Genomic DNA, 21,402 nt, shown 5'->3' with positions numbered 1-21,402 from the left:
CTAACAAAAGGAGTTTACGCTCCGAAAAGTGTCATCCTCCACGCGGCGTTGCTGCTTCAGGGTTTCCCCCATTGAGCAATATTCCCTACTGCTGCCTCCCGTAGGAGTCTGGACCGTGTCTCAGTTCCAGTGTGACTGATCATCCTCTCAGACCAGTTACGCGTCATAGCCTTGGTAAGCTATTACCTTACCAACTAGCTGATACGATATAGCCCTATCCATTACCGAAAAACTTTCCCGTATCTACTTATATAGATGCGGAGTATAAGGTATTAGCAGTCGTTTCCAACTGTTGTCCCTTAGTAATGGGCAAGTTAGCTATATATTACTCACCCGTGCGCCACTAAGATTAAATAGCAAGCTACTTAATCTCCGTTCGACTTGCATGTATTAGGCACGCCGCCAGCGTTCACTCTGAGCCAGGATCAAACTCTCCATATTAAATTACCTAAATCATAAAGATATTAGGATTTTATTATGAAGTTTTTAATCAAAAAACTTTAATTTTATTAATTAGTTTTATCTCTTATCTACTTTCCAGGGAAAGCCTGATAAAAGATTGGCTCAATCGATCACTTGTTTAGATTTCAAAGATTGACTAATTAGTTTAACAGTGTTAATTTAAAAAACATAATTTAAGAGTTAGTTTCAAAAACTCTCAAAAATTAGAGAATTGTTTATTTAACTCAAAATTAAAACTTACGATATTAAAAGAAAAGGCTTTATTAACGTGAAAGTTAAAGGTGGTTTCTCAATTCGTGAGCTCGAATTATACAAGCAATATGCTTAAAAGAAGCTGAAGGAAAGGAGGGGTGTAAAAAATTTTAGAGATTTTTTGTTGGTGGTTCTATCAAATTTTATTTTGCAGAAATTTACCTTAATATATATGCAAAAAATAAAATTTATTTAGCGGACGAAGCAGTAAATTTAGCGCTATCGTCCGCTAAAAATAAGGAAAATTTAGTTTGCCATCAGGCTCATTATAAATTCTTTGAGCGAAATTTTATCGTTTACTAGCAGATCGTCACTACCGATGTCGTGCTTAAATTTCGCGCTCATATACTCGCCATCTTTGGCAAAAAGCGAATTTACGCGCTCCTCAAAAGGCTTGATGCCATCCATCATCTGGTTAAAGTCGCTATCGGCCATTAGCCCCTTATACGCGCTTAAAAACTCCGTTATAGACGCGGATTGCACCTTTATCTCGCCGTCAAATTTGACCGCTTTTAGCGCCGTTTGGATATCTACGTCGTCATGCAGCGTTTTGCTTTCCGCGCCAAGGTCCGACGCATCGGCTACGGCGTTAATTTTAAGCTCCTTGCCGTTTGGGTTTTTAAAGCTAAAATTTTTAACCTCCATCACGTAGTTTTTACTCATCAAAATCTTATAAAGGGTCGCCTCTTGAGGATCGCTCACGTACATCGCCATCGCTTCTTTGTTTACGTTTTTCTCGTTTAGGCTCAAATTTAGCTGCGTGAGCACCTTTTTGCCGTCCACGTCAAGCGCGCCCAAACTAGCGTCGGTAATCGTATCGAGAAGATTTGCGTCTGCATTTTGCTTTATCTGCGCTAGAAACGACATACCCGTAATGCCGACCGATTTTGGAAAATCATAACCCTTAGCGCTGTTAAAGCTCATTTTATCGGCCTTTACCCCGATTTTAGCTATATTTTCGTAGGCGGTTTGTATATTTATAAACAAGATGAGATCGTTAAAGCTCTTAAAGTCGTTAAGCTCGATGAGTGCGGAGGCGTTTTCTATATCGACCTTATCCACGCCGTCCGTATCGCCGCCGCCGATTTTACCGACGCCGATTTCTAGGGATTTTATCTTATTTTCTTTGATTTGCGCCTTCGCAAAAGGCTTTGAGATTACGAAGCTAGAGTCATCTTCATTTGTTTTGATATCGGCTAAATTTAAGGTCACGTCGCGGGTTTTATCAAATTTTATCAGCACGTCGACGCTTAAAAACTCGTCCGTGCCGAAAATTTTCTTTAGATAGAGTGCGGCTTCGGGCGTTAGCGCTTTGACGTCGCTATGAGCCTTAAACCCGCTAAATAGCTCGGCAAATCCGTGTTTTAGCGTCGTTTTAGCCTCAAATTTGATCGGATCGTTGCCGTCGGTGAGCTCGAGTTTTAGCACCGCGCGCGAGCTAAACAGCCCTTTGTCGTAGTCGTTTTCTACCGCGTTTGCTTTTATATTAAAAAATCCAAGCTTCAAAGTCTCGCTAGTTAGCCTCGCCACACCCCTATCGTAGGACTCTTTAGCTTTAGACGAGCCGTAAAACGCGACTCCAAAAACCGCGATCAAAACGACCGCGAGCGCAAATATAATCTTTTTCATTTTTTTTCCTTGATTTTAAATTTTACTTCGTCACTGCGATAAGCTCGATCTCGACTAGGCCGCCTTTTGGCAGCGTTTTAACGGCGATCGTACTTCTAGCAGGATAGGGTTCGCTAAAAAATTTAGCGTAAATTTCGTTTACTGCCGTAAAATCCTCGATGTTGGTTAGAAAAATCGTCGTTTTTACCGCATTTTCAAAGCTAAGCCCAGCCTGCGCCAAAATCGCTTTTAAATTTAGCATCGATTGCTCGGCTTGAGCCCTCACGTCCTCGCCCGCAAATTTGCCCTCCGGCGTAACGCCCAGCTGCCCTGAAATAAACAAAAATCCGTTTGCCTCGATCGCCTGCGAATACGGCCCGATCGCTTGTGGAGCGTCTTTTGTAGAGATAACCTTTTTCATTTTCGTCCTTTGTAAAATTTGGGCGAATATTATCTAATTTACGGCCAAAAAAGCAAATTTCGCTATAATTTCCCGCAAGAAAGGCACGAAAAATATGAAAATAACCCTTGCGCCAAACGAGTTTTTAGATGATTACGTTCTGGGCTGCGAATTTGCGCGAAATGCCGAAATTTCGGGCAATGCGTATCTGTTTTGGAGCGGCGCGATCTGCGCTAAATTTGAAAACTCGCGCATCGTTTTTCTGCATAAAAAATGCATTCCCGCGCGTTTTCGCGAGGCCGCCGCGCGCTGCAGCGATCTAGCCGGACTCGTGCTCACGTCGGCGTTTTGCTCGTTTACTACTCTAGCGCCCTCGCACCTCGTCGCCAAAAACAGCTCCAAGCTGTATCCACTTTTTGATCTACGCGAAATTTGCGGGATAAAATTTATAAATTTAAAGAAATTTTACGACGATTTCGGACTTGACTACGGCTATAGAATTTACATCGAAAAATGCTCGTTTTTCTCGCCTGAACCGCTTGAAAAGCGCATAAAGCTAACCGAAACGATGTGCCTGGGGTATTATTAAACCGCGTAAATTTAGGCTTTTTGGCTTACGAATTTAGCTAAATTCGGCCGTAAAACCCGGCTCAAATTTAATCCGCGCAGAAAAAATCGATAAATTTAAGGCTAAATTTAACGAGTTTCCTATTTTATTGCGTTTTGCTTATCTTGCTCGGTTACGGACGTGAGTTTAGAAAGACGCCTACCGAGAAAGTTTTTCGCATCATCCACGATAGAGTAGACCGTCGGCACGAAAACAAGGCTAAGCAGCGTAGAAACGGCCAGCCCGCAAATCACGGCTACCGACATCGTCGCGCGAAACTCGGCCCCTGAGCCGCTAGCAAACACCGCAGGCACCATGCCGACAATCATAGCTATCGTAGTCATCACGATAGGTCGCGCACGCTCAGCGCCAGAGCTTAGCAAAGCCTGCCTGACGCCGCTTCCGCGCAGGCGCTTTTCGATGACGAAATCAACGAGCAAAATGGAGTTTTTACCCACGATAGCCATGAGCATCAAGATGCCGATGACGGCGGATAGATCAAGCGCCCCGCCGTAAAGTAGCAGACCTCCGGCCGCCCCGCCGATAGAGAGCGGAAGCGCGATAAATATCGTCGCAGGCTGCAAAAAATCGCGAAAAAGCACGACCAAAACCAGCAAAAACATCGTCACTCCAAAGCCAAGCGCGATACTAAACTGCTCAAACATCTCGCTCATATACTCGCTATCGCCGTACTCGGGCGAGGAGATGCCTTTTGGCAAATTTTGCATCGCGGGTAAGGCATGAATTTGCCCCAAAACTTCGCCTATGGTAAATCCGGGTTGCAAATCGGCCTCGACAGCAATCTTACGACGTTTATCAAACCTCTCTATGCTAGCCGCACCCTGCGAATACGAAACTTCTGCCACGCTAGAGAGCGGCACGGCCGTCCCTGTCGCGCTTTGGACGTAAATTTTACGCAAAACTTCAAGATCGTTTCTAGCACCCTCCTCTAGGCTAACGCGGATAGGTACTTGACGATCAGGTAGGTCAAATTTCGCCGACGCCGCGTCCGTGTCGCCTACGGTAGCGATACGCAAAGCTTCACCAACGGTCTGATGGCTCACGCCCAGTCTTGCGGCCTCTTTTTTGATTAAATTTATGCGGATTTCCGGCTTTTGCAGCGGTTCGTTTACTTGAGCGTTTTTTACGCCCGTAACTCCGCTCATTTGAGATTTTATCAGCGCGGTGGTTTGAGAGAGTGCATCCGCGTCGTCGCCTGCTAGGATGACCGAGATATCGCGCGCAGCCATATCGTTAGCAAAGGCAAATCTCATATCGCTAAATTTAGCCAGTTCCGCCCGCAGCTCGTTTTCAAACTCCTTTTGCGTAACAGCGCGCTGTTTGTGCGGTTTTAACGTGATTAACAGCTCGCCCTTGTGCGTTTCGCCACCTCCTCCTGCGATAGCAAAAACCGACCAAACGGCCGGATTTTCTTTGATGGCGCGCGTTAAATTTAAAAGCCTCTCATCGGTCTGCTCTAGCGTGGAACCCGGAGCTAGCGTGATATTTACGCTACTTCTGCCGGCGTCGCTTTGAGGCAAAAATCCCGTCGGCAAAAGCGGTATTAGCGCAAACGAGCCAAGCAGTAGCAAAAAGCCGATAAAGAGCGTAAATTTGCGGTGATCTAGCGTGAAAGTTAGCAAATTTAGATAGGCGGCCTTTAGTTTGCCCGCTTCGCGCTCCTCTTTGGCCTCGGGCTTTAGGATATAGGCCGCTAGTAGCGGAGTGGCTAAACGCGCGACTAAAAGCGAAGCCAAAACCGCCGCCGCGACGGTTATGCCAAACTGCCTAAAATACTGCCCGATGCCCCCGCCGATAAAACTAACTGGTAAAAATATCGCCACTATCGTTAGCGTAATGGCAACCACCGCAAAGCCGATATCATCAGCCGCGTCTATGGCGGCTTGATACGGGCGCTTGCCTAGGGCTAGGTGCTTTTTGATATTTTCTATCTCCACGATCGCGTCGTCTACGAGTATGCCGATAACTAGCATGAGAGCCAGCAGCGTGATGCCGTTTAGCGTGTAGTCCAGCAGATAAAGCGCCGCAAACGTCGGCAGGATCGAAAGAGGCAGCGACACGGCCGCCACCAGCGTCGCTCTCGCGTCTCGCAAGAAAACAAATACGACTAGTACCGTCAGTATCGCGCCCTCGGCTAGCATCCAGATCGTTTGGTCGTAGCTTTGCTTAGTCTCGTCTGCCGAGGTATATATCTCATCTATCTTTACTTCTGCATGCTCTGCGGTAAATTTAGCCAGCTCCTCCTTGACCTTTTGCATCACGACCGTGTCGCTGGCGCCTTTTGAGCGCGAGACGCTAAATCCCGCCGTCTCCAGCCCATCCATCCTAGAGCGCGACCTAACCTCGCCGTGCGAATCCTCCACGCGAGCGATGTCGCCCAGACGGACGCTACCGCCGCCCTCTAGTCGGATGGGGGTGTCTGTTAGCTCCTCGATACTCTTTGCGCCGCCTGTTACGCGCAGGCTGTTTTCCGCGCCGTCTAAAACGGTCCTGCCGGCGGGCAAATCGGCATTATTTTGTGCAAGCTGCTTGCTGATATAAGCCGCGTCTATCTTTAGCGAGCTAAGAGCGGCGGGATCTAAAAGCACCCTAATCTCGCGCGTAGTGCCGCCTAGACGCTTTACCTGCTGTACGCCCGGGATTGCTAGCAGCCGCCTTTTTATCTCGTTATCTATCAGGTACGATATCTCGCTTTGGTCTAAATTTGCGCTTCCTATAGAATAAAACGCCAGCGCGCCGCCCTCGACGTCCACGCGCTCTACTATCGGCGTATCGATACCGGCGGGTAGTTCGTCTCTGATCTGCGAGATAGCGTTTCGCACGTCGTTTACGGCTCTATCGACGTCCGTCTCGATGGCAAACTCCACTGTGGTAGCCGAGCTACCCTCAGAGATCGTAGAGCTAACGTGCCTCACGTCCGCCAGCCCGCTCACGGCGTCTTCTATGCGCCTAGTAGTCGAGCTTTCCAGCTGAGTAGGCGACGCGCCGGTCTGCGTGACCGTGACGCTAACGATAGGGAAATTTACGTTTGGGTTCGCGTTTATCGGTAGGCGCAAAAACGACGCTACGCCGCCTAAACTAAGCGCGATAAAAAGCACGATGATAGGGATAGGATGTCGGATCGCCCAAGACGAAATTTTCACTCCGCACCACTTTGCGCCGCTTCGCCGTCATTTACCAGCGCGGCGGCTTTTAGCGCGACCTCATCGCCCTCGCTAACGCCCCAAATCACCTGCACTAGCCCGTTTGCTCTAAGTCCGGTTTGGATTTTTCGCTTCTGCGCCTTGCCGTCTTTTATTAGCGTCGCAAACGCGCCCTCGTCCGTAAACGAAATCGCCTGCGCGGGCAGCGCTAATGCGCTAAATTCGGGCAGGTCGATGACGGCTTTGGCGTACGAACCGATAAATTTAGCCCCGCCGTCTAGCGAAATTTTGACCTTGCCTAGGCGCGAGCTCGTATCCACGCTCACGGGCACCAGCCGCACCTTGCCGTTTACGGCCTCTTTTACACCGTAAATTTGAGCCTGCGCGCTCATGCCGACTCTTATCTGCGCAAGCTCGGCTGCGTCCGCGTCCGCAGATAGCTCGATGACGCCGTCTTTTGCGATGTTAAACAAAGTCTCGCCGCTAGTTAGCGCGCCGATTTGGGCTTTTTTGGCCGTCACGACGCCGCTAACGGGCGCTATCACGCTAGCTTTGCCGAGCTGATCTTTAGCTTCCGCGATCTGCGCGTCTATCTGCGAAATTTGGGCTTTTGCGGAGTTTAGATTCGCTCTGGCGCTTGCTTCTTTCGCGCTTGCTTGTTCGAGCTCTTGCGAGCTGATCGCCTTTTTTGCGGCTAGGTCTTTAGCTCGCTTTAGCGCGGGGCTAGCCTCGCTAAAAGCGGCCTTGGCGGAGTTTAAATTTTGCTTTGCGGCCTCTAGCGCGGCGGTTTGCTGGTCAAATTTCGCTTTTACGCCGGCGCCGTCTAGCAGGGCTAAAATTTGCCCCTTTTGCACGTTTTCGCCCACTTCGGCTAAGATTTGGGCGATTTGTTGGCCTTGCAGCGCCGAGCCCACGGCAACATCGTCTCTAGCAACTAGCTCGCCGTGCAAATTTAGCTTTGGACTAAATTTTGCGACCTTGGGCGAGACGACCGTGAGCTTTATAGCTTCGTCGTTTTGATTTTGACTAGCGTCCGAATTTCTGCCGTCTTGACCGACGTTTGATTTGCTAGCGTCGCCGCCTTGTACGTCCGCTTGAGCCGTTTGCTTGTTTTGCGGCAGCGTTTCTTGCTCCGATTTATTTTCCTGCGCCGCCGCCGTTTGTTGCGCGGTCAAAATCAGCGCAAACGATAAAAAATATGCCTTTAAAATTTTGCCGAATTTCATAAAATTTCCCTTAAAATTAGTCTTAAAATTTATCATATTAGCAAAATTTAGGACTAAAAGTCAATCCTAAAACCTTGAAAATATTTTGGGATTTTACTAAAATTCGCCCAAAATAAAAAAGGAAAACGATGTATAACTTTGACGACCTAGGCAAAAAAATCAGCGAGATTGACGAGCGCATAGACGCGCTGATCGCTAAAACGGGGCTTAGCTACAGCGAATTTGCGGTGCTTTATACGTTAGCAAAAGACGGCCGCTCGACGCAAAAAAAGATTAGCGAGGAGTGGCTCATACCCAAGCAAACGGTTTTTAACGTCTGCAAGGATTTTCGCCAAAAAGGGCTAGTGCAGATAGGCGAGCAAAGCACGGATAAAAGGGAGCGCGCGATGAGCCTCACGCAAAAAGGGCACGACGTAGCTGCCCCTATCGTGCACGCTAGCGACGAGCTGGGCGAGCGGGTATTTGCTAGGCTCGGTGAGAAAAATACCGAAAAACTCTTTTTGCTGCTGACGCGCTTTTGCGAGATTTGCGACAAAGAGATCGAAAATACGCCAGGTATCCAAACGAAAATTTAAGCTTGCTTGGATTTAATCAAGTCGTTTTTGTCGTATATTTTTGTCAAAATGCCAGCAAACGCCTACAAGACCGGAGCTAGCGACAAGCCGCGCGAAAAATACTCTAGCCAAATACGCCATACGCTAACGACGTTCCCGGCTCTTCCTAAATTTACCTACTCGCTTGCCTTTTTTCGTACTCGGCGGCTTAAATTTTACAAATTTTTCTAGTAAATTTAACGAAAAAGTCGTCTTGTCAAATTTGCCGCTTAAATTTACTCGGAAACTGCGCAAATACGGCTCAAAATGTACAGACGATTCACCAAAGCACGCAGCGAATTTGCCTGCTGATTTATCTTTGCAAACGCAAGCGGCGCTACCCAAATTTAGCATTTACGGCTTATAAAATCGCCGCAATGCACCCTAATGCTACGCCAATGTTTAATCTTGCAACCAAAAAATTACGAGTAAATTTTCCCCGCTAAATTTTGATGCGTCGCGAAAAAATAACTTAATAGTTTAAAGCCGTATCCGCAGGTCGATTTCCACCGCTCACTCAAACAAAATTAGCTGAGTCGTACGCCTAAACGCCGCCGATCCGGCGACGACAATCGTCAAATTTATCCGCAAACGGCACAATTTAATTTTCGTAACATTTTAGAAATTTATTTACATTTTTACTCATTTGCCATAAATTTTTATAGCTTAAATTTTAAAATTAATCAAAAAATATAATTCAAAACTCTATAATCGGTAAATTTAAAACCAAAAGGAGAAAAAATGAAACTATTTTTAGCGCTGGCTTTGTGCGCGGCGATGGTGTTTAGCGCGCAAGCTGCGGAAAAATATAAGATCAAGCTCGCCTCCACCTACGAGAGCAACGTACCCGTACTGGGCGATGCTCCAAAGAAATTTAAAGAGCTCGTGGAAAAGATGAGCGACGGCCGTATCGAGGTGCGCGTCGACTACCCGTCCAAGCACAAGGCGGCATTCGCGCTGCTTGATATGGTCAAAAGTACCCAGTACGACGCGGCTTTCACCGCTAGCTACTTTTATAAGGGTAAGGACGCCAAGCTCATGCTCTTTACGACGGTGCCCTTTGGCATGAACAAGGCCGAGCAGGACGCATGGTACGCGTACGGCGGCGGCAAGGAGCTCGCGCAAAAGGTCTTTAACGAGTACGGCATCGTGACCTTTCACGGCGGAAATTTTGGCATGCAAATGGGCGGCTGGTTTAAAAAAGAGATCAAGAGCACGGACGATCTAAAGGGACTAAAACTGCGCATGACCGGGCTTGGCGGCGAGATAATGGCAAAGCTAGGCGTAAACATCAACACGATCCCGATCGGCGAACTATACATGGCGATGGAGATGAACACGATCGACGCCGTCGAGTGGGTCTGCCCCGCGATCGATATAAATTTCGGCTTTCAAAAGGTGGCTAAATTTTACTACACAGGCTGGCAGGAACCCGCTAGCGAAAATGAATTTTACATCAACAAAAAGCTCTGGGACAAGCTACCCGCCGACCTTCAAGCTATCGTAGAGACTGCGACCAAGGCCGTAGCGGCCGATGTTTACGAGTCGGCGGTCTATCAAAACTCGCTAGTACTTGATAAAATCAAAAGCGAGCATCCAGACGTAAAAATCGCCTCGTTCCCGCCCGAGGTCATCGCCGCGCTACGCAAAGCCACAGACGAGATCCTAGACGAGCTCTCAGCCAAAGACGCGACGTTTAAGGAGATTTTGGACTCGCAAAAGGCCTTTATGAAAAAGGCTAGAGTCTGGACGCAGATCTCCGAAAACAGCTACATAAACAGTACTACGGAGTGATCCCGCTAAATTTAGCGAGCCGTCCGAGTAAATTTGACGGCTCGAAGTCCAATGTAAATTTGCGCTCTAAATTTTATCAGCGCGGTATCGTTTAAATTTGACGAGAAAATGCGCCAAAGCAGACTGCCGTTACTTGCATATCTTAAACTTCTCAAATTTTAACCCAAATAGTGTCAAAATCACTCAAACACCTAAATTTAAAGGAAAGCCATGAAAAATGTGTCTAAATTTTGCTTTTTGGCGGTGATTTTTTGCGGTATTGGCGGCGCAAATCTAAGCGCTCAAACGACGAAAGCCTCGCTAATGGAAAAACGATAAACGAATTTTACCAAACAAACTACGGCAACGGCAAAATACAGCCTATCACCTAGGAGTGGCTGACGTCCGAGCTTGACGGACTCATTTACGATCAGTTCGGCTCCGCGCTCGGACGTCTGAGCGACGTAGAACACGTATCGTCGGATCTAGATCTCGACCCTTTTATAGACTCGCACGAGATTGACGAGCTCAAAAACTTTAGCGTAAAAGCGGTCTCAGAGAACGAATCGCGAGTCAAATTTGAGCTATTTGGCGAAAAACGCGATATAACTTTGCGCTTAATTTGCGATAAAGATTGCCTAGTTGGCGGCGTAAAGCTTAGCGACGCAGGCTCGTTAAAGGCTAAGATTAAGAAACCTCTAAAAGCGGCGTATCCGAGCAATTACGGCAAAATTTTCAAAGAGTGAGTGTAAAATTTGAGAGCTTAACGCGCCGTTTGGTTTCAAATTTGCTCGCTTTCGCAAATAGCGCGCAAACTAAGCGGCGCGTAGATCAGGGCGCGAGCTAGCGATAACTCGCGCCGATAAATTTATATTTTTCTATACGGAGCTTGTCCAGCTTCGTAGAAGTTATTGCCCTCGCTATCTATCGCTACGATAGCCGGGAAATCCTCGACCGTGAGCCTCGCGATCGCCTCAGGGCCAAGCTCTGGATAGGCTAGCACTTCGTATTTTTTGATACTTTGGCTAATCAGCGCGCCAGCACCCCCGATAGCGACCATGTATACGCAGCCTGATTTTTTCATCGCTTCGACGACGGCGTCGCTACGATATCCTTTGCCGATCATGCCGTTGATGCCCACTTCGTTTATCATTGTCGGAGTGTATTTGTCCATGCGTCCGCTAGTAGTCGGTCCCGCAGCGCCTATGACGTCGCCCGGTTTTGCGGGGCTTGGTCCTAGGTAGTAGATCGTCTCGCCGGCTAAATTTACGGGCAATGCCTCGCCTCGAGCCAAAGTCTCGGTTAGCGCCTTGTGCGCGGCGTCGCGAGCTGCGATGATGGTGCCGCTTATTAGCACGTTGTCGCCCGCTTTTAGGCTTTTTACGACATCTTTATCAAACGGCGCGGTTATCTTTTTTACTTCTGACATCTTTTCTCCTTAAATTTCAGCTTCAGCATGGCGAGCGGCGTGGCAGTTGATGTTGATAGCGACCGGTAGGCCCGCGATGTGGGTCGGATACCACTCGATGTTTACTTTTACCGCGGTCGTGTCGCCGCCTAGTCCTTGCGGTCCGACGCCCGTTTTGCAGGCGAGCTCCAGTAGTTCCTCTTCTAGTTTGGCGTATCTAGGGTCGGGGTTTTTGCTGTCTGCGGCGCGAGCGGCTGCGTATTTTGCCATTAGCGCGGCCTTATCCATCGTGCCGCCTATGCCCACGCCGATTACCATCGGAGGACAGGCGTTTGGTCCCGCTAGCTTAACTGTGTCTAAAAATACCTTTTTCACGCCTTCTAGGCCGTCTGCAGGCACTAGCATCTTTAGAGCCGACTTGTTCTCGCTGCCAAAGCCCTTCGGAGCGACTTTTATGTGGATTTTATCGCCCTTTACTATCCTTACGTTTATGACGGCAGGGGTGTTGTTCGTCGTGTTTTTGCGCTCAAAAATCGGGTCGTTTACGACGGATTTGCGCAGGTAGCCGCCCACGTAGCCGTCTTTTACGCCCTCGTTTATCGCATCTTCTAAAAATCCGCCCTCGATATGCACGTCCTGACCGATATCGACGAATACAACCGCCATGCCCGTGTCTTGGCAGATCGGCGCGACGCGCTTCTGGGCTAGATCGGCATTTTGGAGTACCTTGCCTAGGATGTCCTTGCCTATCGGCGAGCTCTCGTTTTCTCTAGCTTTTTCAAAAGCCGCTCTCATATCGGGCGTCACGACGTAACAGGCCTCTTTGCAAAGCTCGCTGACGGTTTTGGAGATTAATTCCGCTTGAACTACTCTCATCTGTCCTCCTGTGTTAAATTTGTTTTATAAATTTCAAAATATAAAATTTAATTTTTATCTCTTGTTAAATTTCGCGAAGTTTATCAAAATAAGCTAAAAAGTTAGATTAAATTTACGGGCTTTGATAGGATAAAGTAGAAAATCGGCTTAAATTTAGCAAGGCAAATTTAACGCTAATCCCGCAAAATCCAGTTAAACGGCGGCAAATTTAAAGCGATGTGGCATGCTCAAATTTGACGCAATAGCTTAAATTTGAGCTGATTTACGAACAAAGCGGAGTCTTTCAATTCAGATCGGTTAAATTTGAGAAGCCGTTTGCGCGCCTAAAATTTCAAAAGCCAAATCCGCCCTCAAATTTAAAACCAAATTTACGCCCGGCCCGCAAAGGCAAGGCGCAAATTTGCCTAGTCCTCATCCTCTTTTTGCTCAAATTTTCTACGCACTTTGACGCTTGAGATGCTAGCGCCGTCCATCTTGCGCACTTCGTAGTAGCAGTTCTCGTCCTCGATCTTGTCGCCCACGACCGGCAAGCGACCGATGAGATTAAAGACATATCCGCCGATCGTTAGCTCCTCGGTCTCATCGGCAAAGCTAATCCCCATCAGCTCCTCGACGCTCTCTAGATCAAAACGTCCCTGAAACTCGTAGATATTTTCGTTGATCTTTTTGTAGTGCGGGTCGGCGTCGTCGTGCTCGTCGTTAAAGTCGCCCAAAATTTCTTCCATTATGTCTTCCATCGTGAGCAGACCAGCCGTGCCGCCGTATTCGTCCACGACTAGAGCGGCGGAGATTTGCTGCTTGTTCATCATCACGAGGATTTTAGATATCGAGAGGTTTTCGGGCACGATGACGAATTTTCTCACGATGCTGTCAAATTCGCGCTTTTTGTTACCCAGATCGATTTGCAAGATATCTCTGATATGGATCATGCCTAGTATCGCGTCCTTGCTGCCGTCGATGTATGGATAGCGCGTGTATTTGGAGTCAAAGATCACTTTGATATTTTCTTCGTAGCTTTTTTGTTTGTTTATGCAGACCATATCGCGGCGCGGAGTCATGATCTCTTTGGCGACCGTGTCGGAGAAATCGACCGCATTTTTGATAATCTCGGTCTCAAAGCTATCTAAAACGCCGCCTTTTAGGCTCTCGCCCACGATGATTTTTATCTCTTCTTCGGAGTGGGCTAGCTCGCTCTCTTTGGCTGGTTTGATGCCTAAAATTTTAAGAGAAACGCCCGCTAGAAAATCAAAAGTCTTGATAAGCGGTGAGAAAACAACCCAAAATACGTGCAGCGGACGCGCGATGGCTAGGACGGCTTTTTCAGATTTTGCGATGGCGACGGACTTTGGCACTAGCTCGCCTAGCACCACGTGCATGAGCGTGATCAGCGTAAACGCGATCGCAAACGCGACGGTGTGGACTAAAATATCATTTAGATTAAAGTATGTTTTTAGCGGTTCCTCGATCAGTCTAGCAACCGCAGGCTCGCCGATCCAGCCAAGAGCTAGTGAGCTTAGCGTGATGCCTAGCTGCGTGGCGGAGAGGTAGGTATCGAGGTTATTTGACATATCAAGCGCGGTTTTTGCGTTTGGCACTTTGTCCTTAACAAGCTCTTCTAGGCGAGTCTTGCGGACTTTGACGATGGAAAATTCTGATAAGACGAAAAAAGCGTTTAGAAATACGAAGAAAAACGCGAGAGCGATCATAAAAAGCGAGTCGGCGCTACTGGGGTGCAATTAAAATCCTTAAAAAATTAAAATGAAATGCGGCGATTATAGCAGAAAATCGGGAATTTTAAACTGAAAGCGCATTTTTGCCGCCTCTAGCGCGAGCAAACGCCGCGGAGGCTATTTTGCCGCGTTTTGGCGCTTTTGGTTGCATGTGCGCCCTGCTTGCGGCTTAAATTTGAGCGTAAATTTAACCTCCGCGCTAAACTTGTAATACAAATATTGCTTATTTTATGCGCCGTTTGGCTCAAATTTACGAAAATTATTTAAATTTGAGTCCAAATTTGACGCGCCTAGACCCGCACCGCAAAAATGCTAGCGGTTAAATTTATAAAATTTAAACCAAGTTTACGCCGTTAAATTTGATGCGTCAAATCCTAAAACTGCGGTTTGCCGCCGTTTGCCTTCGCGCCGTTTACGAAGTCGATCGCTATTTTCTGGCAGGCTTTTTTGTCCTTTTTCTCAAGACACAACGTCTCGAGCTCCTCCCGGCTCATGCCCTTGTAATCAGCCACCGTTTTGGTCGTCCCGCCCATATAAAGCCACGCAAGAAAGCCCAAAATAAACAGGATAAATATCAATCTCGCCACGCCCGCTCCTTTGCAAATTTATCTTAATAATACAGCGACGACGGTTAAATTTAGCTTGATTTTGCGCCAAATTTGACAAGATGTGGCACTCAAATTTAAAAAATAGTCTCACGGTAAAAATCGCCGCGAAACCCGGTAAAACGATGGCCGCGGCGTTGATAAATTTTACGCCGAACTCACTAAATTATTTTACCTTTTTGCCGTTTTTATAGCTGGCAAAAATTTCGCTCGTGCCGTCCTTTTTAAACGCGATCACATCATAGTCCTCGACGATGCCGCCCTGCTCCATGCCAGGACTTCCAAGCGGCATACCTGGTACCGAGATGCCCACGACGTCAGAGGGTTTAGCGCTCAAAAGCGCCTTTATCTCTTCAGCTGGCACGTGCCCCTCGATAGCGTAACCTCCGACTATACCGGTGTGGCAGCTAGATAGCTCCGGCGGAACGCCGTATTTGTTTTTCGTTTCGATTATCGCGTTTGTTTTGTGTTCTACGATCTCAAAGCCGTTTTTCTTCATCACTTCGCCCCATTTACCGCAGCAACCGCAGTCCGGGCTTTTATAAACCTCGATCGTCTCGCCGCCCAGAGCCGCCGACGCAAGCGCTGAAAATAGCGCAAATCCCAAAACAGTCTTTTTCATTTTCATCCTTTGTAAAAAATTCGCCGGATTTTAACGTAATACGCATAACAGTAATCTAACGCGCATAAATTTAGCTGGGTTTTGCTATACTTTGCGACTAAATCTCAAATTTAAAGGCAAATAGATGTTTTCGTCGTTTTTCGCGAATAAAAAATGGGCCGCATGGGCGTATTTCGGGCTCGCGGCGCTGCTAATCTCGACCTACGCGCAAGTACAGATGATAGTGCTTCTAAACAATTGGTACAAGGACTTTTACGATATTTTGCAAAACGTCAAAGATCACACGATAGACGATTTTTGGACTTGCGTGCTTAGATTTGCCAAGATCGCCTTCCCGTACGTCCTGCTTGCGACGATGACGAACTATTTCACGCGCCTTTGGACGTTTAAGTGGCGCGAGGCGATGACGTTTGACTACATAAAATACTGGCGAAACGTCAAAATCGACATCGAAGGCAGCTCACAACGTATCCAAGAGGATATCTACCGCTTTGCCAAAGTCGTGGAAAATTTAGGCTCGCAAGTAGCCGACGCCGTGATGACACTCATCGCCTTTATACCGATACTTTGGGCGCTTAGCGGGCAGGTCGATATACCGCTACTGGGCAAAAGCGAAGGCTCGCTCGTATGGATCGCGCTAACGGTTAGTATCGGCGGACTCGCGATCTCGTGGTTTGTCGGCATCAAGCTACCGGGCCTTGAGTACAACAACCAAAAGGTCGAAGCCGCGTTTAGAAAAGAGCTCGTATACGCCGAGGACGACAAGGCAAACTACGGCGCGCCCGAGAAGCTTGAAGGACTGTTTAATGACCTAAAACGAAATTACTACAGGCTATTTTTGCACTACGGATACTTTGATGTCTGGAGATATATGTTCGGCCAGAGCATGGTTATCGTCCCGCTCATCGCGATGGGTCCTAGCGTACTCGCAGGCTCGATAACGCTTGGCGTGATGATGCAAGTCGTAAATGCCTTTTCTCAAGTGCGCGGGTCGCTTGCGGTGTTTATGAACAACTGGACGGTCATCACGGAGCTGCGCTCTATCCATAAAAGACTTAAGGAATTTGAGAAAAATATCGAGTACAAGCGCGTTAAGCTCGATGAAAATTTACAAAGCGAGCCCGTGTAAATCAGACTCTTTCAAATTTAACTTTTGGTTGCGTGGCGACTCGGGTTTATTTGGCTCGCGCTCGCGCCGGCGACCGCTCAAATTTAGCATTTCGGACGCAAATTTGACGGCTCGAGGGAGACGGTTAAATTTTAGTTTGCGCGTCCGAGCCGTCTAAAGCGGGTTCAGGCACGAAAATTTGCCAAATTTGACCCGCACAAATTTAACGCAGATCCGTTAAAGCCGCTAAACCCAAGCCAAATTTACGCCGCCAAATTTACAAAACCCAAATTTACCCGCCGTTTCTTTACAAATTTGCCGCCGTTAAGCCAAATTTAAACGCCTATTTACGAATTTATAGCTGTTTTAGCGGTATAATCGCCAAAATCTCGCAAAGGATGAAAAATGACGATAAGGAAAATTATTTTGCTCGCCGTGTTTACCGCGACGATGCTGACGGGCTGCTTCACCAGCTCGACTAGCGGCGGCGCGCTAGGCGAAAACAGACGCCAGATGTTTCTAGTCGGCGAACAGGAGATGAACGAGGCCGCGGCCAAAGCCTACGTAGAGACGCTAAGCGGCGCGCGCAAAAAGGGAGCGCTAAACATCGATCCCGTGATGACAAAAAGAGTGCAAGACGTCGCCAAACGCCTGATCGCGCAGGTCGGAGCATTTAGAGAGGATGCGCTCAAGTGGAAATGGGAAGTAAACGTGATCGACGAAAACACGATAAACGCGTGGTGTATGCCCGGCGGCCGCATCGTCGTGTATAGCGGCATCATCAAAAACCTATCGCTCACAAACGGCGAGCTAGCCGCCGTCATGGGACACGAGATCGCACACGCGCTGCGTGAGCATAGCCGCGAGCAGGCCAGCACGGATATGCTCAAAAACGTCGGCATTTTCGCCGTTTCGCAGGCTGCGGGGCTAGGCGATCTAGCTACCGGCGCCATAAATATGGCTGCGCAGTACACCATCTCGCTACCATTTTCTCGCTCCCACGAGCGCGAGGCCGACCACATCGGCACGGAGCTGATGGCGCGCGCGGGCTACGATCCTAAAGAGGCGGTAAACGTCTGGGTCAAAATGTCGCAAAAAAACGGCGGCAGCGTGCCTGAGATACTGAGCACCCACCCCTCAAACGAGAGCCGTATAGCCGATCTGCGCGAGGTCGCAGCCAAGCTCGAGCCGGTGTATCTGCAAGCTAAAAAGTAAAATTTAGCTCGCCTAGCGGCTCTTTTAAGCGCTTGCGGTTGGCCGTTTTAGGCGGCCGCACCGGTGTTTAAGTAGATTTGTAAGGCGGATAGAGGAGTGCAACAAGCTCCGATAATGTCCGCCGTATCTTAAAAATTTGAACTCTTATTTTAAATTTGCCGCCGAATTTTTGATTTGTTACGAAGGCGGCAAATTTATTTTTACTTATGATTTTTGCTTGAGTCTTTTTTGGTCGTCAAATTTGCTAGTAATTTTATAAATTTACGTCGAATTTGCCCGCGCATGCCGATAGTTGGCGTTAAATTTACGATCGCTGTCCGTGCCAAATTTGCTTTATGCGATTTTGCTTTTCGAAAAACTCCTCGTAAAAGTCGCTGCGTCTGCGAAAATTTGACGCGATCATTTTATTTTGCCGTGCCGCTTTTTGAGTGATGTCGCATGGGCGATTTTTTCTTTGCTGTTCTAGCCAAATTTAACAATCCGCACCGAATTTATAGTATATTTACGCCGTTAAACGCCATAAATATATCGCTAACCAATCTCCCGCATCGCATCAAGCCGCTTTAAAAATATCTCCACCTTGCGTAGCTGCGCCGCATCTAGCGCCATGCCCGAGTAAAAATACTCTACGCTGTTGCCGTTTGGGTAGTAAATTTTGCCATCGCACTCGTCGCACCCTCCTGCATTATTTTTGCCGACACAGCTTTCGTTGCCCCCTTTCGCGCCCTGCTCGCTGCTCGCGCTTCGTCCTTCCGCGCCAAATTTGTGGGCTTGCACCGACGAATTCGTATCAAATTTTACGCCGCAGTCCGCGTTAAATTTACCTGCCAGTACCGATAAATCCTCGCCGCGCGCAAGCTTTAGCCCTCCGCCAAGCTTGCTTGCTAGGCGGTTTAGCGTGCCGTCGATACCGTCGATGATGCGCACGTGAGACGGCAAAATTTCGCGCAAAACGTCCTTAAAATAGTTAAAATGCGTGCAGCCAAGCACGAGCGAACCGAGGCGCTCAAGATCAAATTTAGCTAGCTCCTCCCGCAGATACGCCCGAACCGCAGGCGAGTCAAACTCCAAATCCTGCGCAAACTCCACGAGGCGCGGTAACGCCAGGCTCCACGTCTCGCACTCCAGCCGCCCCACGAGGCGCGCTAGCTTCTCGCCCGCGATCGTTAGCGGCGTGGCGATGAGCAGCGTCGGGCGCGCGCCGAAGCTGTCCGCAGCGAGCTTGACGGCGGGCTCCATGCCGATAACCGGCACGCTAAATGCGCCGCGAAGCTCCGAGATAGCCGCGCTAGTGGCGGTGTTGCAAGCAACGACGACCCCGTCCGCGCCGCGCTCGACCAGAAATCCGACCGCATCGAGGCTTAGCCGCACGATCTCGGCCCTGCTTTTCGTGCCGTAGGGGACGTGATCCTCGTCGGCAAAATACAAAAACTCCGCTCCGCTAAACCGCCGCAGAGCCTCGGCGAGTACGCTTAGCCCGCCGATACCCGAGTCAAAAAATGCTATTTTCAAATCTTTATCCAAGGTTAAATTTAAAAAGAGATTATAACTCAAATTTACGGCGATTTCGCCTTTGGGCGTAAATTTGGCTTTTTAGGGCGGCTAGATCCGCGCCTTTATCGACGTACAAATTTGACGTTTTCGTTGCTGTTTTTAATCAAATTTGGCGTAAAATCGGCTAAATTTAAAAAGGATTCAAAGTGCAAGAAAATCTCGCCGCCGCAAAATACGAAATCTCGCGCACCGTCAAGGCCGATCTCGCCGCCATCACGCGCATTTATAACGCAAGCGTTTTAGAGCGAAACGCCACAGCCACGCTGCACCCCGTGGGCATAGAGGGGCGCGAAGCATGGTTTGACGCGCACGAGGCGGCAAATCGCCCGATATACGTGCTGCGCGAGATTTGCGAAGGAAATTTGACGAGCGGAGACGGCGAAACATTTGAAGCTGATTGCGAGAGGAAATTTGACCAAAAGGGCGAAAATTTGGGCGCGCAAAAGCCGGGCGTCGCAAACCAAAAAAGCGAAATCTTAGCCTGGGGCAGCCTCAGCTACTATCATCCGCGCGAGGGCTACCGCATCACCGCAGAGATCAGCGTCTACATCGCAGCGGACACTCGCGGCAAAGGATTGGGTGGACGGCTCGTAAAATTTATACGCGAAAGTGCACCAAAATTTGGCATCAAAAACGTCGTCGCGCTGATATTTTCCAGCAACGCGGCAAGCCTAAATTTGTTTGCAAAATTCGGCTTTGCGCGCTGGGACGAACTACCCAAAGTCTGCGATATGGGCGGCAAAATCGAGAGTCTGACGATACTGGGCAAGAAACTGGGGTAAATTAAATTTGATCCTGTAGATTAGAATACCTGTGCTTTTACCACGCTACATCTCAATCGCGCTACCAATAATTTCAGGTACCGCGCCGATTTTAACACTTAGCGGACTTAAATTTGCACGCTCTGGCGCAAATATAAACAGCTAAAATTACGCCGTAAATTTTATAGATATTATCAATTAAGCAAGCAAACTTTAACTCATTCTTAATATAGAAAGTTATAGTATTATTTTAAACTTTATTCCAAAGGAGACCCTATGAAGCACTTTTCACTCTCAAAGGCCGTTTTTATGGCGGCGAGTCTGGCCCTGCTCGGGCTAACGGCTGCGAATGCGCAGGAGAAATTTTCCCCGTTATCGTCATTCACGGCGGCACCAGCGGGCTTGATCTAACCAAAGAGGAATTTAAAATCCGCGAGGAGCCGATGAAAAAGGCGCTTTTGGCGGGTCAAGCCGTGCTTGAAAAAGGCGGCAGCGCGATGGATGCGGTAACTGCGACAATAATGGTGCTTGAGGACGATCCGAATTTTAACGCAGGCAAGGGCGCGGTATTTACCGCCGACGGATTTAACGAGCTTGATGCCTCGATCATGGACGGCTCGACTAAAAAAGCGGGCGCAGTCGCGATGGCAAGGCATATCAAAAACCCAATCCTAGGCGCCAGACTCGTGATGGATAAGACGTGGCATACGTTGGTTGCGGGCGAGGGAGCCGACAAGCTCGCTAAAGAAAACGGCCTGGAGATGGTCGATCAGAAGTATTTTTTCACGCAGTTTAGATACGACGCGCTGCAAAAAGCTAAAGAGAAGCAAAAGCTGCTACTTGATAGCGAAAAGGCGAAAAAGACATCGCTAAATTTATACGAGCGCCCGTATCTTGGCACCGTGGGCGCGATCGCGCTGGATAAAAACGGCAACCTAGCCGCAGCGACCAGCACCGGCGGCATGACCAACAAAATGACCGGCCGCATCGGCGATAGCCCGATAATAGGCTCTGGAACCTACGCAGATAACGACTCGGTGGCGGTTTCATGCACCGGGCACGGGCGACATCTACATGCGCGTAAATGCCGCGCACGAGGTCTCAGCTCTTTATAAATACAAAACGCAAGACGTGCAAAAGGCCGTCGAAGAAGCAGTAGCTCAGGTCAAAGCGCTCGGCGGCAGCGGCGGCATCATCTCGATCGACAAGCACGGACACACGGGCTTTGCGTGGACGAAAGACAAGCTCGGCATGTATCACGGCGAGGCAAGGCTCGGAGCCAAACCGGTCGTTTACTGGCCGCTAGGGGAGAAATAATCAAATTTACCCCGCTTATTTTGGCTCGGGCGGGGTCAAATTTAGTTAAATTTTGATTTTATACATAAATACGCAGTCAAATTTAAAAGCGGCAAAGCCAAACAACGCTTCGCCGCTCAAA

19 protein-coding genes and 1 rRNA gene are annotated in these 21,402 nt (G+C 48.5%); 9 read left to right on the top strand and 11 right to left on the bottom strand.

Annotation, left to right across the window (positions count from 1 at the left end; translation table 11 throughout):
• From Q0394_RS03740 to Q0394_RS03730, 3 genes are all read right to left on the bottom strand, one after another.
• Positions 1-441 (bottom strand): 16S ribosomal RNA (locus Q0394_RS03740); the annotation flags it as partial.
• Between the two features lie 519 nt (positions 442-960).
• Positions 961-2,343, bottom strand: a complete 1,383-nt coding sequence (locus Q0394_RS03735) for a DUF945 family protein (RefSeq protein ID WP_298945607.1) — start codon at positions 2,341-2,343, stop codon at positions 961-963.
• 22 nt (positions 2,344-2,365) lie between these two features.
• Positions 2,366-2,743, bottom strand: a complete 378-nt coding sequence (locus Q0394_RS03730; RefSeq protein ID WP_298945606.1) for a RidA family protein — start codon at positions 2,741-2,743, stop codon at positions 2,366-2,368.
• A gap of 94 nt (positions 2,744-2,837) precedes the next feature.
• On the opposite strand from Q0394_RS03730, the gene Q0394_RS03725 reads away from it, so the two are divergent.
• Entirely contained in the window at positions 2,838-3,311 is a 474-nt protein-coding gene (locus Q0394_RS03725; protein WP_298945605.1) for a cysteine permease, read from the top strand.
• 119 nt (positions 3,312-3,430) lie between these two features.
• On the opposite strand, the gene Q0394_RS03720 is transcribed toward Q0394_RS03725, so the two are convergent.
• Together Q0394_RS03720 and Q0394_RS03715 are read right to left on the bottom strand one after the other, a co-directional pair.
• The gene (locus Q0394_RS03720) at positions 3,431-6,493 is read right to left on the bottom strand and encodes an efflux RND transporter permease subunit (protein WP_298945604.1); all 3,063 of its coding nucleotides are present in this window, start codon (positions 6,491-6,493) and stop codon (positions 3,431-3,433) included.
• Entirely contained in the window at positions 6,490-7,719 is a 1,230-nt protein-coding gene (locus Q0394_RS03715; RefSeq protein WP_298945602.1) for an efflux RND transporter periplasmic adaptor subunit, read from the bottom strand. Before Q0394_RS03715 ends, Q0394_RS03720 begins: the two co-directional genes overlap by 4 nt.
• A gap of 128 nt (positions 7,720-7,847) precedes the next feature.
• On the opposite strand from Q0394_RS03715, the gene Q0394_RS03710 reads away from it, so the two are divergent.
• A complete protein-coding gene (locus Q0394_RS03710; RefSeq protein WP_298945601.1) occupies positions 7,848-8,294 on the top strand; it encodes a MarR family winged helix-turn-helix transcriptional regulator in 447 nt (148 codons plus the stop codon).
• A 759-nt stretch (positions 8,295-9,053) separates the two neighbouring features.
• Positions 9,054-10,106 (top strand): TRAP transporter substrate-binding protein DctP, encoded by a 1,053-nt coding sequence (dctP, locus tag Q0394_RS03705; RefSeq protein WP_298945600.1) that lies wholly within the window; start codon positions 9,054-9,056, stop codon positions 10,104-10,106.
• Positions 10,107-10,953: 847 nt separating this feature from the next.
• On the opposite strand, the gene Q0394_RS03700 is transcribed toward dctP, so the two are convergent.
• The 5 genes from Q0394_RS03700 to Q0394_RS03680 all read right to left on the bottom strand — a co-directional run bounded on the left by Q0394_RS03700 (position 10,954) and on the right by Q0394_RS03680 (position 15,326).
• On the bottom strand, positions 10,954-11,514 hold the full coding sequence (locus Q0394_RS03700; RefSeq protein WP_298945599.1) for a Fe-S-containing hydro-lyase: 561 nt from the start codon (positions 11,512-11,514) through the stop codon (positions 10,954-10,956).
• Positions 11,515-11,523: 9 nt separating this feature from the next.
• Entirely contained in the window at positions 11,524-12,369 is an 846-nt protein-coding gene (locus tag Q0394_RS03695; protein WP_298945598.1) for a fumarate hydratase, read from the bottom strand.
• A 404-nt stretch (positions 12,370-12,773) separates the two neighbouring features.
• Positions 12,774-14,105, bottom strand: a complete 1,332-nt coding sequence (locus Q0394_RS03690; protein WP_298945597.1) for a hemolysin family protein — start codon at positions 14,103-14,105, stop codon at positions 12,774-12,776.
• A gap of 368 nt (positions 14,106-14,473) precedes the next feature.
• A complete protein-coding gene (locus tag Q0394_RS03685) occupies positions 14,474-14,686 on the bottom strand; it encodes a hypothetical protein (protein WP_298791870.1) in 213 nt (70 codons plus the stop codon).
• Between the two features lie 184 nt (positions 14,687-14,870).
• Positions 14,871-15,326 (bottom strand): DUF411 domain-containing protein, encoded by a 456-nt coding sequence (locus tag Q0394_RS03680; protein ID WP_298945596.1) that lies wholly within the window; start codon positions 15,324-15,326, stop codon positions 14,871-14,873.
• 124 nt (positions 15,327-15,450) lie between these two features.
• Between Q0394_RS03680 and Q0394_RS03675 the strand changes: the two genes are divergently transcribed.
• Both Q0394_RS03675 and Q0394_RS03670 read left to right on the top strand, forming a co-directional pair.
• The gene (locus Q0394_RS03675) at positions 15,451-16,455 is read left to right on the top strand and encodes a putative transporter (protein WP_298945595.1); all 1,005 of its coding nucleotides are present in this window, start codon (positions 15,451-15,453) and stop codon (positions 16,453-16,455) included.
• Between the two features lie 384 nt (positions 16,456-16,839).
• Positions 16,840-17,649 carry a M48 family metallopeptidase gene (locus tag Q0394_RS03670; RefSeq protein WP_298945594.1) on the top strand — a complete coding sequence of 270 codons (810 nt, stop codon included), beginning with the start codon at positions 16,840-16,842 and terminating at the stop codon, positions 17,647-17,649.
• Positions 17,650-18,180: 531 nt separating this feature from the next.
• Here the strand turns inward: Q0394_RS03670 and murI are convergent.
• Entirely contained in the window at positions 18,181-19,161 is a 981-nt protein-coding gene (gene murI / locus Q0394_RS03665; protein ID WP_298945593.1) for a glutamate racemase, read from the bottom strand.
• Between the two features lie 188 nt (positions 19,162-19,349).
• Here murI and Q0394_RS03660 point away from each other — a divergent pair, with 188 nt between their 5' ends.
• The 4 genes from Q0394_RS03660 (at position 19,350) to Q0394_RS03645 (ending at position 21,281) form a co-directional block, all read left to right on the top strand.
• The gene (locus Q0394_RS03660) at positions 19,350-19,985 is read left to right on the top strand and encodes a GNAT family N-acetyltransferase (protein ID WP_298945592.1); all 636 of its coding nucleotides are present in this window, start codon (positions 19,350-19,352) and stop codon (positions 19,983-19,985) included.
• A 255-nt stretch (positions 19,986-20,240) separates the two neighbouring features.
• Positions 20,241-20,375, top strand: coding sequence for a hypothetical protein (locus tag Q0394_RS03655; RefSeq protein ID WP_298790152.1), 135 nt, complete (start codon positions 20,241-20,243; stop codon positions 20,373-20,375).
• Positions 20,327-21,079 carry an isoaspartyl peptidase/L-asparaginase gene (locus Q0394_RS03650; protein WP_366115634.1) on the top strand — a complete coding sequence of 251 codons (753 nt, stop codon included), beginning with the start codon at positions 20,327-20,329 and terminating at the stop codon, positions 21,077-21,079. The genes Q0394_RS03655 and Q0394_RS03650 overlap by 49 nt, the downstream gene beginning before the upstream one ends.
• On the top strand, positions 21,039-21,281 hold the full coding sequence (locus tag Q0394_RS03645) for an isoaspartyl peptidase/L-asparaginase (protein ID WP_298790150.1): 243 nt from the start codon (positions 21,039-21,041) through the stop codon (positions 21,279-21,281). The genes Q0394_RS03650 and Q0394_RS03645 overlap by 41 nt, the downstream gene beginning before the upstream one ends.
• Positions 21,282-21,402 lie beyond the last annotated feature (121 nt).

Source organism: uncultured Campylobacter sp. (genome assembly GCF_938039205.1).
Classification (GTDB): Bacteria; Campylobacterota; Campylobacteria; order Campylobacterales; family Campylobacteraceae; genus Campylobacter_A.
This window is presented reverse-complemented; position numbering and strand designations above follow the sequence as displayed.